Annotated in this window: 13 protein-coding genes; 9 read left to right on the forward strand and 4 right to left on the reverse strand. The window is 73.4% G+C overall.

What is annotated here, in order from left to right:
* Positions 1 to 79 precede the first annotated feature (79 nt).
* Positions 80 to 541 (forward strand): OsmC family protein, encoded by a 462-nt coding sequence (locus tag AB1207_RS17835; protein ID WP_367639749.1) that lies wholly within the window; start codon positions 80 to 82, stop codon positions 539 to 541.
* Between the two features lie 39 nt (positions 542 to 580).
* On the opposite strand, the gene AB1207_RS17840 is transcribed toward AB1207_RS17835, so the two are convergent.
* Positions 581 to 1,138: a TetR/AcrR family transcriptional regulator gene (locus AB1207_RS17840; protein WP_367639750.1), complete on the reverse strand. Its 558-nt coding sequence runs from the start codon at positions 1,136 to 1,138 to the stop codon at positions 581 to 583.
* Between the two features lie 161 nt (positions 1,139 to 1,299).
* Here AB1207_RS17840 and AB1207_RS17845 point away from each other — a divergent pair, with 161 nt between their 5' ends.
* From AB1207_RS17845 to AB1207_RS17855, 3 genes are all read left to right on the forward strand, one after another.
* Complete coding sequence (locus AB1207_RS17845; RefSeq protein ID WP_367639751.1) at positions 1,300 to 2,769, forward strand: aldehyde dehydrogenase family protein; 1,470 nt, start codon at positions 1,300 to 1,302, stop codon at positions 2,767 to 2,769.
* A 64-nt stretch (positions 2,770 to 2,833) separates the two neighbouring features.
* Positions 2,834 to 4,450, forward strand: a complete 1,617-nt coding sequence (locus tag AB1207_RS17850) for an APC family permease (protein ID WP_367639752.1) — start codon at positions 2,834 to 2,836, stop codon at positions 4,448 to 4,450.
* The gene (locus tag AB1207_RS17855) at positions 4,447 to 6,045 is read left to right on the forward strand and encodes a GMC family oxidoreductase (RefSeq protein ID WP_437178971.1); all 1,599 of its coding nucleotides are present in this window, start codon (positions 4,447 to 4,449) and stop codon (positions 6,043 to 6,045) included. The genes AB1207_RS17850 and AB1207_RS17855 overlap by 4 nt, the downstream gene beginning before the upstream one ends.
* A gap of 9 nt (positions 6,046 to 6,054) precedes the next feature.
* Here the strand turns inward: AB1207_RS17855 and AB1207_RS17860 are convergent, their stop codons facing one another.
* Positions 6,055 to 6,906 carry a helix-turn-helix transcriptional regulator gene (locus AB1207_RS17860; RefSeq protein WP_367639753.1) on the reverse strand — a complete coding sequence of 284 codons (852 nt, stop codon included), beginning with the start codon at positions 6,904 to 6,906 and terminating at the stop codon, positions 6,055 to 6,057.
* 186 nt (positions 6,907 to 7,092) lie between these two features.
* Between AB1207_RS17860 and AB1207_RS17865 the strand changes: the two genes are divergently transcribed.
* From AB1207_RS17865 to AB1207_RS17875, 3 genes are read left to right on the forward strand one after another with little or no spacing between them, the layout of a single operon-like run.
* The gene (locus AB1207_RS17865; protein ID WP_367639754.1) at positions 7,093 to 8,043 is read left to right on the forward strand and encodes an SDR family oxidoreductase; all 951 of its coding nucleotides are present in this window, start codon (positions 7,093 to 7,095) and stop codon (positions 8,041 to 8,043) included.
* Between the two features lie 42 nt (positions 8,044 to 8,085).
* Positions 8,086 to 8,661: a GNAT family N-acetyltransferase gene (locus AB1207_RS17870; protein WP_367639755.1), complete on the forward strand. Its 576-nt coding sequence runs from the start codon at positions 8,086 to 8,088 to the stop codon at positions 8,659 to 8,661.
* A 4-nt stretch (positions 8,662 to 8,665) separates the two neighbouring features.
* Positions 8,666 to 9,157 carry a VanZ family protein gene (locus AB1207_RS17875; protein ID WP_367639756.1) on the forward strand — a complete coding sequence of 164 codons (492 nt, stop codon included), beginning with the start codon at positions 8,666 to 8,668 and terminating at the stop codon, positions 9,155 to 9,157.
* 26 nt (positions 9,158 to 9,183) lie between these two features.
* On the opposite strand, the gene AB1207_RS17880 is transcribed toward AB1207_RS17875, so the two are convergent.
* Complete coding sequence (locus tag AB1207_RS17880; RefSeq protein WP_367639757.1) at positions 9,184 to 10,074, reverse strand: dihydrodipicolinate synthase family protein; 891 nt, start codon at positions 10,072 to 10,074, stop codon at positions 9,184 to 9,186.
* 88 nt (positions 10,075 to 10,162) lie between these two features.
* Here AB1207_RS17880 and AB1207_RS17885 point away from each other — a divergent pair, with 88 nt between their 5' ends.
* Positions 10,163 to 10,612 (forward strand): VOC family protein, encoded by a 450-nt coding sequence (locus tag AB1207_RS17885; RefSeq protein ID WP_367639758.1) that lies wholly within the window; start codon positions 10,163 to 10,165, stop codon positions 10,610 to 10,612.
* 88 nt (positions 10,613 to 10,700) lie between these two features.
* On the opposite strand, the gene AB1207_RS17890 is transcribed toward AB1207_RS17885, so the two are convergent.
* Positions 10,701 to 11,459, reverse strand: coding sequence for an IclR family transcriptional regulator (locus AB1207_RS17890; RefSeq protein ID WP_367639759.1), 759 nt, complete (start codon positions 11,457 to 11,459; stop codon positions 10,701 to 10,703).
* A gap of 71 nt (positions 11,460 to 11,530) precedes the next feature.
* Here AB1207_RS17890 and hutH point away from each other — a divergent pair, with 71 nt between their 5' ends.
* The gene (gene hutH, locus AB1207_RS17895; protein WP_367639760.1) at positions 11,531 to 13,075 is read left to right on the forward strand and encodes a histidine ammonia-lyase; all 1,545 of its coding nucleotides are present in this window, start codon (positions 11,531 to 11,533) and stop codon (positions 13,073 to 13,075) included.
* Positions 13,076 to 13,083: the final 8 nt, after the last annotated feature.

Consider the following 13,083-nt stretch of genomic DNA (forward strand, 5'->3'; position numbering starts at 1 on the left):
CGACACCGGCGCGCGACCGTTTGCCGCCTCCGGACGGGTGGGTGAAGCTTCACCCACCCGTCCGACCAGAGGAGCACCCGTGAGTCCGAAGACCGTGCCGTTCGTCGTCCAGGCCCAGGGGACGGGGGTCGCCCAGGACCTCACCGTCCCGGGCGACAACCAGCACACCTTCAAGGCCGACACCTACCCGTCGTTCGGCGGGCAGGACGCCGCGCCGAGCCCGCTGAGCTACGCCCTCGGTGCGCTGACCTCGTGCAACCAGGTGACCGGCAGCATCGTGGCGAAGGACCTCGGGGTGCAGCTGGGCACCTGGTCGTTCCAGGTCCAGGGCGACCTGAACCCGGCGGTCATCGGCTCGGGCGCCGAGGGCAACGCGAACTTCGACCGGGTCACCGTCAAGGTGACGGTCGAGACGGACGCCGACGACGCCACCTTCGCGACGCTGCGCGACGAGACCGAGCGCCGCTGCCCGGTGACGCAGCTGTTCAAGCGCAGCGGCACGGACTTCAGCAGCGACTGGGAGCGCCTGCCCCTGTCCTGAGCGGCGGCGAAACCCGGCGCAGCCCGGCGCGCACCGCGGTCAGTCGTCGTCCCCCCGCGACGACCCGCGGTGCGCGTCCGGCCCCAGCAGGTCGTGCAGGACCGCACCGAGGGCCTCCAGGTCCGCGTCCGGCACCGGGAAGAGCGACGTCGCCTCCGAGAACCACACCCCGTCGGCGCACATCCGCGCGACGAGGAGCCGCGCCCGCACGTGCGGCGGCAGACCGTCGAGGTCGAACCAGGTCGACATCCGCTCCTGCCAGCGCGCCGTCAGCGGCTCCCGCAGCCGGGGGTCGGCGAAGACCGCCACGTCGGAGGCGTCGAAGCGCGTGGCGAGCACGAACTCGACGTAGGCGAGGGTGCGCCGTACCGGGCCGGCCTCGTCCGGGTCCTCGCCCAGGACGGTCCGCAGCGCCGTGTCCCAGCGGTCGACGACGTCGTCGACCACCGCCAGCATCAGCCCTTCCTTGCTGCCCACGTGGTGCAGCACACCGGGTTTGGTGATCCCCACCGTCCGGGCGACGGCGTCGAGCGTGACCGGTTCCCCGTGCCGCAGCAGGTCCAGGGTGCCGTCGAGGATCGCGCGCCGCGTCGCCACGAGGGCAGGTTACCTACCGGACGGTCAGTCGATGTCGCCTCCGTCATCCCCTCCGTCCCAACCCTTGACCGGCCGGGACCACGGTCCTACGTTGACGCACGCACTGACATACCAGCTCCTCGCCGGGTCCCCGGGTCCGGCACAGACCGTCAGGAGTCCACGTGCCCGAACTGTTCATCGCCGGTGAGTGGCGCTCCGCCGCGGCCGGCGGGACCCGCGACGTGATGAACCCCTTCGACGGGCAGGTGTTCGAGGTCGTCGACGAGGCCGCCGCGCAGGACGCCGAGGCGGCGGTCCTGGCGGCGCGCACGGCGTTCGACGAGGGGCCCTGGACGCGGACGCCGGTCGCCGAACGGGCCGCCCTCCTGAACCGCGTCGCCGACCTGCTGCAGCGCGACCGCGAGCAGATCGCCCGGACGGAGACGCTCGACACGGGCAAGACGCTCGCCGAGTCCCGCATCGACGTCGACGACGTCACCGCCGTGTTCCGGTACTACGTCCGGGAAGGCGTCGTCGAGGTCGACCGGACCGTCGACGTGGGGCGACCCGAGGTCGTCAGTCGTGTGGTGCACCACCCCGTCGGCGTCTGCACGCTCATCGCCCCCTGGAACTACCCGCTGCTGCAGATCTCCTGGAAGGTGGCCCCCGCGCTGGTCGCGGGGAACACCGTCGTGCTCAAACCCAGCGAGGTCACCCCGCTGACGACGGTCCACCTCGTCCGGCTGCTCGAGGAGGCCGGGGCCCCGCCGGGAGTCGTGAACCTCGTCCTCGGTGCGGGGGGTGCGGTCGGCCCGGCGCTGACGAGCCACCCGGCCGTCGACCTCGTCTCGTTCACGGGCGGCCTCGCCACCGGGCGGGCCATCGCGAAGGCGGCCGCGGACACCGTCAAGCGCGTCACCGTGGAACTCGGCGGCAAGAACCCGAACATCGTCTTCGCCGACGTCGACCTCGACGTCGCGGTCGACACCGTCCTCACGGGGGTGTTCCTGCACTCCGGCCAGGTCTGCTCGGCCGGAACGCGGCTGATCGTCGAGGAGTCCGTCGCGGACGAGCTCGTCGCCGGCGTGGTCGAGCGGGCCCGCCGGATCCGGTTCGGCAACGGCCTGGAGGAGGGGGTCGAGAGCGGCCCCCTCGTCTCGGCGCAGCACCGCGACAAGGTCGAGGGGTACGTCGCTCTCGGGCTGCAGGAGGGAGCCCGGTTGCTCACCGGTGGTCGCCGGCCGGACGCCCCGGAACTGCAGCGCGGGTTCTTCCTCGAACCCACCGTCTTCGACGACTGCGACCGCAGCATGCGGATCGTCCAGGAGGAGACGTTCGGCCCGATCCTCACCGTCGAGCGGTTCCGGACCGAGGAGGAGGCGGTGTTCCTCGGGAACGACACGACGTACGGCCTCGCCGGGGCCGTCCAGACCCTCGACGTCGAGCGCGGCGAACGCGTCGCCGCCGGCCTGCGGCACGGCACGGTGTGGATCAACGACTTCGGCCCCTACGTGCCGGAGGCCGAGTGGGGCGGGCAGCGGATGTCCGGCAACGGCCGGGAACTCGGGCCCGCCGGTCTCGCGGAGTACCGCGAGACCAAGCACGTCTGGCGCACCACCCGGCCCGCGGCCCCGGGGTGGTTCCAGGGCTGAGGCGCGCCGGGCCCTGACCACGGGCAGGAACTTCGAGCACCACTTCGAACACACGGAGGCACGGGTGGAACCCAGCGGTGGTGGTACAGCGGCGAGCGAGGACTCGCACGGGCTCGACGAGTACGGCTACAAACCCGGCCTCGAACGCAGCATCGGTTCCTTCGCCAGCTTCGCGGCCGGCGTCAGCTACATCTCCATCCTGACCGGCACGTTCCAGCTCTTCTACTTCGGCTACGGGACGGCCGGGCCCAGCTACCTGTGGTCCTGGCCGGCGGTCTTCGTCGGGCAGCTCATGGTGGCGCTCTGCTTCGCGGAACTGTCGAGCCGCTACAGCGTGGCGGGCTCCCTCTACAACTGGACCAAGCGCCTCGCGTCCCCGACCGTGGCGTGGGCCGCGGGCTGGACGATGCTCGTCGCCTCCGTCGTGACGCTGGCCGCCGTCGTCCTCGCGGTGCAGCTGACGCTGCCGCAGCTGTGGCCGGGGTTCCAGTTCTTCGGGGACGGCACGGACGCGACCGACTACGCCCTGAACGCCGTCGTCCTCGGCACGGTCGTCGTCGTGTTCACGACCCTCGTCAACGCGTTCGGCGTCAAGCTCATGTCCCGCATCAACTCCACCGGCGTGTTCGTCGAGCTCATCGCCGCCGTCGTCATCATCGTGCTGCTGGCCGTCCACATCACCCGCGGTCCGGACGTCGTCCTGGAGAACCGTGGTGTCGGGACCGACCACTCCGGTGGGTACCTCGGGGCGTTCCTCGTCGCCGCACTGGCGTCGGGCTACGTCATGTACGGGTTCGACACGGCCAGTTCCCTGGGGGAGGAGACGAAGGACCCGCGGCGGACCGCCCCCCGGGCCGTGCTGCGCGCCGTCGTCGCCTCGTTCGTCCTCGGCGGCCTGATCCTGCTGTTCGGGTTGATGTCGGTTCCGGACCTCGACGACCCGCTGCTGGCGTCGTCGAACGGCGGGCTGCAGCACCTCGTCCTGTCGACCGTCGGCTCGGGGTTCGGCAAACCCTTCCTCGTCTGCGTCGTGGTCGCCGTCCTGGTCTGCTCCCTCGCCGTCCACACCGCAACGATCCGGATGATGTTCGCGATGGCCCGCGACAACAACCTCCCCGCGGGCGCGAAGCTCGCCCGCATCAGCCCCAAGCACCGCACGCCGGTCGTCCCGGCCGTCGTCGTCGGTGTCCTGGCCATCGTCATCCTCGTGGTGAACGTGGGGCAGCCGCAGATCTTCCTCGTCCTCACGAGCCTGGCCGTCGGGATGATCTACCTGGCCTACCTGCTCGTGACGATCCCGCTGCTCGTCGCCCGGCTGCGCGGCCGCTGGCCCACCCCCATGCCGGACGGTTCGAGTGCTCCCTTCACGCTCGGCCGCTGGGGGTTGCCCGTCAACGTCCTGGCCGTGCTGTGGGGCGTGGGGATGATGGTGAACCTCCTCTGGCCGCGCGCCGAGGTCTACAACCCGTCGGCGCCGTTCCACTGGTACCTGAAGTGGGGGGCGGTCCTGTTCATCGCCGTCGTCGTGGGCGGCGGGATCCTCTACTACCGCCTGCGCCTGCGCCACACCTCCGGCGTCCTCGCCGAGCACGCCAGCGCACCCGTCGACCTCACCGCCGGCCACGCGGCCGCGGGACGCTCGACCATCGTCGACCCGCAGGAGAAGGAGGGTCCGAAGTGACCTCGGAGACGTCCACCCCGGTGGAGGAGTTCGACTACGTCGTCGCCGGCGGCGGCACGGCCGGCTGCGTCGTGGCCGCCCGGTTGTCCGAGGACCCCGACGTCACCGTCTGCCTCCTCGAGGCCGGCCCGAGCGACGTGGGGGACCCGAACGTCCTCGTCCTCGAGGACTGGATGCACCTGCTGGACTCCGGCTACGACTGGGACTACCCCGTCGAACCGCAGGAGAACGGGAACTCCTTCCTCCGCCACGCCCGTGCCAAGGTGCTCGGCGGCTGCTCCTCGCACAACTCCTGCATCGCCTTCCACCCACCCGCCGAGGGTCTCGACGCGTGGGAGGCGCTCGGCTGCACCGGGTGGGGCGCGGACAGCGTGCTGCCCCTCGTCCGTCGCCTGGAGGACAACGCCGCGCGAGGGCCCCACCACGGGACGTCTGGGCCGGTGCGGCTGCGCGACGTCCCGCCGAACGACCCCTGCGGTGTCGCGCTGCTGCAGGCCGCCGCGTCCGCGGGGTTGCCGACGGTGCAGTTCAACCGCGGAACGACCGTTCGCAACGGCGCGGGCTGGTTCCAGATCAACGCGGGCGAGGACGGCTCCCGCATGTCCACCTCGCACGCCTACCTGCACCCGGTGATGGACTCGCGGCCGAACCTCACGGTGCGGACGGGGTACTGGGTCGAGAAGCTCGTCCTCGAACCCGGTGCCGACGGTTCGCCGCGCGCCACGGGCGTGCAGTTCCTCGCGCCGGACGGGATCCACCACGGTTCCGTGCGTGCTCGCCGCGAGGTCGTGCTGTCGGCGGGTTCCATCGACACCCCGAAGCTCCTCCTGCTCTCCGGTGTCGGCCCGGCGGCGCAGCTGAAGGAGTTCGGTCTGGACGTCCTCGTGGACTCCTCCGGGGTGGGGGAGAACCTGGACGACCACGTCGAGGGGCTCGTGTTCTGGGACGCGCTGCAGCCGATGGTGACGCGGTCGACGCAGTGGTGGGAGATCGGGGTGTTCGCCACGACGGAGCACGCCGCGCCGGACGCGCCGCTGCCTGACCTGATGATGCACTACGGGTCGGTGCCCTTCGACATGAACACCGTCCGCTGGGGCTACCCCACGACGGACAACGGGTTCTGCCTCACCCCCAACGTCACGCAGGGGAGGTCGCGCGGGACGGTGCGGCTGCGGTCGCGCGACTTCCGCGACCGCGCCAAGGTCGACCCGCGCTACTTCACCGACCCCGACGGCCACGACCTCGCCGTCATGACCGCCGGGATCCGGCTCGCACGTCGCATCGTCGAGCAGGCCGAGATGGCGGGCTGGGCCGGCGCGGAACTCGCCCCCGGCAAGGACGTCGTCACCGACGACGAGATCGCCGACTACGCCAAGAAGACGCACAACACGGTGTACCACCCGAGCGCGACGGCGAAGATGGGCCCGGCCTCGGACCCGCTCGCCGTCTGCGACCCCGAACTCCGCGTCCGGGGCGTGCAGGGGTTGCGGATCGCGGACGGGTCCGTCATGCCGTTCCTGCCGGCCGTGAACCCGAACATCCTCACGATGGCCATCGGGGAGAAGTGCGCGGACCTGCTGAAGGCCGCGGGCTGAGTCCGTCGGTCAGACGGTGCCGCCCACCCCCAGCACGGAGAGCAGCTGCAGCTTCTCGTAGCTCTCCGTGCCGGGGACGGCGGTGTAGACCATGAGCAGGTGGGACTGGTCGGGGTCCAGCAACGTCTGGCAGTGCAGTTCCAGCGCGCCGACCTGGGGGTGGACGAAGTGCTTGGGCTCGCGGGGGCGCAACCCCACCTCGTGCCGCTCCCACAGCTCCCGGAGTTCCGCGCTGCGCGCGAGCGCCAGGTCGGCCAGACGGGCGGCGCGGGAGTCCGGCCCGCGGCGCGTGACGACCGTGCGCAGGTGCGACGCGTACAGCCGGGAGAGGTACGGGTGGTCCTCCGGCCGGTACCGCTCCCGGCTGGTGGGGTCGGTGAACCACCGGTACCCGAGGCTGCGCTCCGGACCGGTGAACCTCGTCGTGTCGCCGATCAGGGCTGCGCCCAGCGGCGTCTGGCGCAGCGTCACGCCCAGTTCCGTCACGACCTCGGCGGCCGTGTCCGTCAGCCGGTCGAGGATGCGCAGCACCCCGGGCCCGACGTGGTCCCCGTCCGCGCCGCGGGGCGGCGGGTGGTGCCCGGCCAGGCGGAACAGGTGGTCCCGTTCGTCCAGGGACAGGTGCAGACCCTGCGCGATGGCCGACGTCATCTGCTCGGACGGGTGCGGTCCGCGTTCCTGCTCAAGCCGCGTGTAGTAGTCGGTCGACATGTGGCACAGCGCCGCGACCTCCTCGCGCCGCAGCCCGGACGTCCGACGGCGCAACCCCCGCGGCAGGCCGACGTCCTCCGGCTGCAGGACCTCCCGGCGCCGGCGCAGGAAGTCCGACAGTCCCGCCCGGTCGATGGGGTGTGCAGTCACCGGTCCTCCCGTCGCTCGCGACCCGGTCGGTCCCTTCCTACCTGTGGGTGGCGAGGCGGACCAGGACCCGTCGGTCCCTGGCTGCGGACCTCGGTCCCGGAGAGGGGGATCGGCGGGTCCTGGTTCCGGTCCCGGGTGTCGACCAGGCTCGGTGGGACCACCACCCGCCGCACCCCAGGAGTCGTCGTGCCCCGCACCCCGCACCTCACCGTCCCCGACCTCACCGGCCGGCGCGCCGTCGTCACCGGAGGTGCCGCGGGCATCGGCCTCGGCATCGTCCGCCGGCTCGCGGCCGCCGGGGCCGAGGTCCTCGTCCCGGTCCGCAACCGCGGGCGTGCCGAGGACGCGCTCGCCCAGGTCCGCCGCGAGGTCCCCGGCGCTCGCGTGCGCCTGCACGACCTCGACCTCTCCTCGCTCGCGTCGATCGCCGCCTTCGGCCGCGAGCTGCTGGCGGAGGACGAACCCGTCCACCTGCTCGTCGCGAACGCGGGCGTCATGACGCCCCCGTCCCGGCGGGAGACCGCCGACGGGTTCGAGCTGCAGCTGGGCACGAACCACCTCGGGCACGTCGCCCTCGTGGGCCACCTCGCGCCGCTGCTGGTCCGCGGCCGGGCGTGGGTGACGTCGCAGGTCAGCGTCGCGGCCCGCAGCGGTGCGGTGCACTGGGACGACCTGAACTGGGAGCGGTCCTACGCCGGCGGCCGTGCCTACAGCTCGTCGAAGATCGCCCTCGGGTTGTTCGGCCTGGAACTGGACCGTCGCAGCCGCGCCGCGGGGTGGGGCATCACGAGCAACCTCGTCCACCCGGGGGTCGCACCGACCACCCTGCTCGCTGCCCGCCCGGAGATGGGACGGGAGCGGGACACCCCGGCGGTCCGGGTGATCCGGACGCTGTCGCGCGCCGGGATCCTGCTCGGGACGGCCGACAGCGCCGCTCTTCCGGCTGTGCTCGCCGCCACGTCCCCGGCGGCGTCGGGCGGCCGGCTCTACGGGCCGGCAGGCCCCGGTCACCTGGGTGGGGCGCCCGCCGAGCAGACCCTCTACCGGCCCCTGCGCGACGCCGCTGCAGCGCAACGCGTCTGGCAGGTGTCGCAGGAGCTCGTCGGCGTGGACATCGCAGCCGCAGCGCACGTCTGACGCCCTTGGGGGCCGAGGTGCAGTCGCTGCCAGGATGGGCGGGTGCCGACCGCCCCCTGGCCCGCCCGCTCCGGCTCGCTCGTCCTGCGGGACCCGCGTCCCGACGAGATCGACGAGCTGCTCGCCCTCCGCAACGACCCCGCCGTCAACCGCTGGATGCTGAAGACCCACGCCGAGCCGGAGGCGTTCCGCCGCGAGTGGCTGGCCGTCCCCGACAGCGCCACCGACTTCTCCTGCGTCGCCGACCTCGACGGCCGTGCCGTCGGCCTGGGGTTCCTCGACGTCGTCGACGGCATGGGTCAGCCGGGGATGCCGGTGGGCACGCAGGCCGGCATCGGCTACGTGCTCGCGCCGGACGTCTGGGGCCGGGGCCTGGCCACCGACCTCGCCCGCGGCCTGCTGACGGCCGCCTTCGACGTGCTGGGGCTGCGCCGCGTCACGGCCGGTTGCTACGCCGACAACCACGCGTCGGCGCGCGTGCTGGAGAAGGCCGGGATGAGGCGCGAGCAGCACGGCGTGCAGGACTCCTGGCACGCCGAGCTCGGCTGGGTCGACGGCTGCGAGTACGCGCTGCTGGCGCACGAGTGGGCCGCGCGGCGCGACGTCGGGACCGCGTGACCCGGTGCTCAGCACGTTCCTCGTCGAGCACCGCTGGGTCACGCCCGTCCTGCTGCTGGTCCTCGTGGTGGCCGGTCTCCTCGTCGGGCCCGGGCTCGTGCGGCGCCCGCGGCTGGCCTGGGCCCTGGCGGGCCTGTCCGTCCTGCCGCTGCTGGCGCTGACGCTGGTGCCCACGAGCCGCGAGCTCGTCGCCGGCTGCGAGGTGCAGTGGGCGTGGCCGACCCCGGCGCGGGTCGAGGCGTTCGCGAACCTGGTGCTGTTCGTCGGGCCGGTGTTCCTGGCCGGCGCGGCGACCCGCCGTTGGCTCCTCGCCGCCGCCGCGGGCAGCGCCTCCTCTGCGCTCGTCGAGCTGCTGCAGGCCGTCGTCCCGTTGCTGGGCCGCTCCTGCGACACGAACGACTGGCTGGCGAACACCCTCGGGTCGGTGCTCGGGGGAGCCCTGGCCCTGCTGGTGCTGCGGCTGGCCCGGCGGCGCGCAGTCGTGCGCGTGGACTGACCGCACCCGGCCCACCCGCGGGGCGCCTACCCCCAGTCCCCGCCCACGAGCAGCTCGGCCACGGCCCGCTGTCCCTCCGCCGGCAGGTCGCGCACCGGCCGCGGCAACCCGGCCCGCGGCACCACCCCGAGTTGCTCCGCGAACGCCGCCGCCACCCGCAGGCTCCCGTGCGCGGCCATCAGCGACCACAACGGCTCCAGCCGCGCCTCGATCCGCCGCACCCGCTCGTCGTCTCCGGCCAGGACGGCCGAGGTGAGGTCGAGGCACGTCCGGGGCAGCACCCCGGCCACGACGGAGTACCAGGTGTCGCAGCCGGCGCGCAGCCCGCGCACGGCGAACGCGTCCCCGGAGACGCCGAGGGTCACGCCGGGCGCGACGGCTCCGCGCAGGTCGGTGATCCAGGTGCGGGCCGCGTCGGGGTCCGCCGGCACACCGGGCAGCTTGAGGGAACCCACGCCGGGCAGCCGCCCCACCCGAGCGCGCAGCTCGTCCGTGAAGGTGAACCCGGTCGTCCGCGGGTTGTCGTAGACGCACACCGGCACGGACGCCGCCGCCGTCACGTCCTCGTAGAGCCCGAACACCTCGTCGTCAGTGAGCGGCTGGTACGAGAGCGGCGCCAGCAGCAAGCCGGCGGCTCCCGCCTGCTGGGCGTCCTCGACCACGGCGAGCACCTCGCGGGTGCTCAGCGCCCCGACCCCGACGACGACCGGCACGTCGCCCGCCGCCTCGACCGCCGCCCGCGCGAGCCGGGCCCTCTCGCTCCGTTCGAGGTAGGCGTAGCTGCCGGTCGAGCCGAGCGCGCCGATCGAGTCGACGCCCGCGGCCGCCGAGCGCTCCACGAGGGCGACGAACCCCCGCTCGTCGACGGCGTCCCCGTCGAAGGGCGTGAGGACGAAGGCGGACAGCGGGCCGAGCACGGGACCTCCCAGGGTGGCGGTCCTCGGAGGCTACCGAGCGGTTGAACGCCGGACTGCAGGTCGCCGGGACCCGTGCCAGCCTGCCGCCATGACCTCCGCCCCCGGCACCTCGGCCCCCGTCACCACGACCGGGGTCAGCCACGTCCGGCTCACGGTTCGCGACCTCGCCGCCTCGCGCCGCTTCTACGACGCCCTCTTCGGCTGGGACGTCGCCTTCGAACTGCCCGCCGACGCGGACGACGAGACCCGCGAGAAGTTGTGGTTCCTCTTCGGCGGCGTCATCTACAGCACCCCCGGCGGTGGCCTGCTGGGCCTGCGCCCCGTGGCCTCGGCGGACGACGCGTTCTCCGAAGACCGGGTCGGGCTGGACCACCTCGCCTTCGGCGTCGCCGACCGCGCGGCTCTCGACGCGGCCGTCGACCGGCTCGACTCCCTGGGCGCGCAGCACGAAGGCGTCAAGGACGCCGGCGGCCTGTGGATCCTGGAGTTCCGCGACCCCGACGGGATCGCACTGGAGCTGGCCGCGCCCAAGGGCTGACACCGGCCGCCCCGCGGGAGGGTGGAACGTTGACTCCCCGGTGACGATCATCGTCACCGGGGAGTCAACGTTCCCCTCGAGACGCACCTCACCCCCCGACCAGGCGCCGCCGCAACTCCGAGGCGTACCGCCGCACCGCCGCCACGAGCTCCTCCCGTCTCGCGCCGTCCACGGCGCCGCTCTCGAACGTCACGGCCAGGCTCGCGACGGGCCACCCCGCGCGGTCGGTCACGGCCACCGCGACGGACGCGAACCCCGCGGTGATCTCCCCGTCCTCGACGGCGAACCCCCGCTGCCGCGTCCGCACCAGCTCAGCCCGCAGCTCCCGCAGCGTCGTCGTGCCCCGCCCGTCCAGGGCCGCAGCGTCGGGGAACAGCGCGCGCACCTGCTCCCTCGGCAGTTCCGCCAGCAGTGCCCGCCCGCTCGCCGTGAGGTGCGAGGGCAGCCGCACCCCCACGTCCGTGACGAGCGCGGGCCGGCGCGGTGCCCGTTCCTCCACGAGGTAGACGACCTCGCGGCCCACGAGCACGGCCAGGTGCGCGGACTCCCCGACCCGGTCGACGAGCGCGGCCAGCACGGGCCGCCCCAGCCGGGTCACGGGTTCCTGCCGCACGTACCCGGAGCTGAGCTCGAACGCCGCGATCCCCAGGCCGTACCGCCGCGCCTCGGGGAAGTGCAGGACGAAACCCTGCTCGGCCAGCTCGCCGAGCAACCGGTAGACGCTCGACCGCGGCAGGTCGAGGGCCCGCGCGAGCGTCGCCGCGGCGACCGGCCCCTGCTGCGCCGCCATGAACGAGAGGATCCGCAGCGCCGCCCCGACGGTCGGCGCACCCAGGGACGTGGCCATGCCGAGAGTGTCCAGCATCCTGGACAACGACGCCGCGCCAGGCGCTGACGGGACGCCCCCCGCGCTGCAGAGTGAGGGACGTGAAGAACGTCCTCGTCTCCACCGGACCGGTCAGCGTCGCCGACCTCGTCGCCGTCGCCCGCCACGGTGCCCTCGTCGAGCTCGACCCCGCGGCCCTCGACGCCGTGGAGGAGTCGCGCGCGCGCATCGAGGCCCTGGCCGACGACGTCGAACCCCACTACGGCATCTCCACGGGTTTCGGGGCCCTGGCCACCAAGCACATCCCCACCGACCAGCGCACCGCGTTGCAGCGCAGCCTCGTCCGCTCGCACGCCGCGGGTTCCGGCGCCGAGGTCGAGACGGAGGTCGTGCGCGCGACGATGCTGCTGCGCCTGTCGACGCTCATGACCGGCCGCACCGGCGTCCGCGCGCGCACGGCCCGCGCCTACGCCGACCTGCTCAACGCCCACCTCACCCCGGTGGTCACCGAGTACGGCTCCCTCGGCTGCTCCGGCGACCTCGCGCCGCTGGCCCACTGCGCCCTCGCCGTCATGGGGGAGGGTCACGTCCGCACCCGCGACGGGGAACTCCTCGACACCGCCGACGCCCTCGCCGCCGCCGGCCTGGAACCTGTCGTCCTCGCCGAGAAGGAGGGCCTGGCCCTCATCAACGGCACCGACGGGATGCTCGGTCAGCTCGCCCTCGCCCTCGACACCCTCGACGTCCTGTTCGCGACGGCCGACCTCGCCGCGGCGCTGTCCGTCGAGGCGCTCCTCGGCAGCGACGCTGTGTTCGCCGACGACCTGCAGCAGCTGCGGCCCCAGCTCGGCCAGCGCGTCGCCGCGGGGAACATCCGGAGGGCGCTCGCGGGCTCCCCGATCGTCGCGAGCCACCAGGGCCCGGAGTGCACGCGCGTCCAGGACGCGTACTCGCTGCGCTGCGCCCCGCAGGTCCACGGCGCCGGCCGCGACACCGCCGCCCACGCCCGTGCGGTCGCCGAGCGGGAACTCGCCGCGGCCGTCGACAACCCCGTCGTGACCCTGGACGGCCGGGTCGAGTCGAACGGGAACTTCCACGGCGCCCCCGTCGCCTACGTCCTGGACTTCCTCGCCATCGCGGTCGCCGACCTCGCCAGCATCTCCGAACGTCGCACCGACCGGTTCCTCGACAAGGCCCGCAACCAGGGTCTGCCGCCGTTCCTCGCGCACGACGCCGGCGTCGACTCCGGGTTGATGATCGCGCAGTACACCGCGGCCGGGATCGTCTCCGAGCTCAAGCGCCTCGCCGTCCCCGCGAGCGTCGACTCGATCCCGAGTTCGGCCATGCAGGAGGACCACGTGTCGATGGGCTGGGCGGGGGCGCGGAAACTGCGCCGCGCGCTCGACGGTCTGACCCGCGTCCTGGCGATCGAGGTCATGACCGCGACCCGCGCCCTCGACCTGCGTGGACCCCTCGAACCCGCCCCCGTCACCGGGGAATTGCTGCGCCTCGTCCGCACCGTCGTCGAAGGCCCCGGCCCCGACCGGTTCCTCGCCCCCGAGATCGAGGCCGTCACCGGTCTCGTGGCTTCGGGACAGCTCGTGTCCGCCGCCCGCTCCGTCACCGAGATCGACTGAGGAGAACC

Source organism: Kineococcus endophyticus (genome assembly GCF_040796495.1).
Classification (GTDB): domain Bacteria; phylum Actinomycetota; class Actinomycetes; order Actinomycetales; family Kineococcaceae; genus Kineococcus; species Kineococcus endophyticus.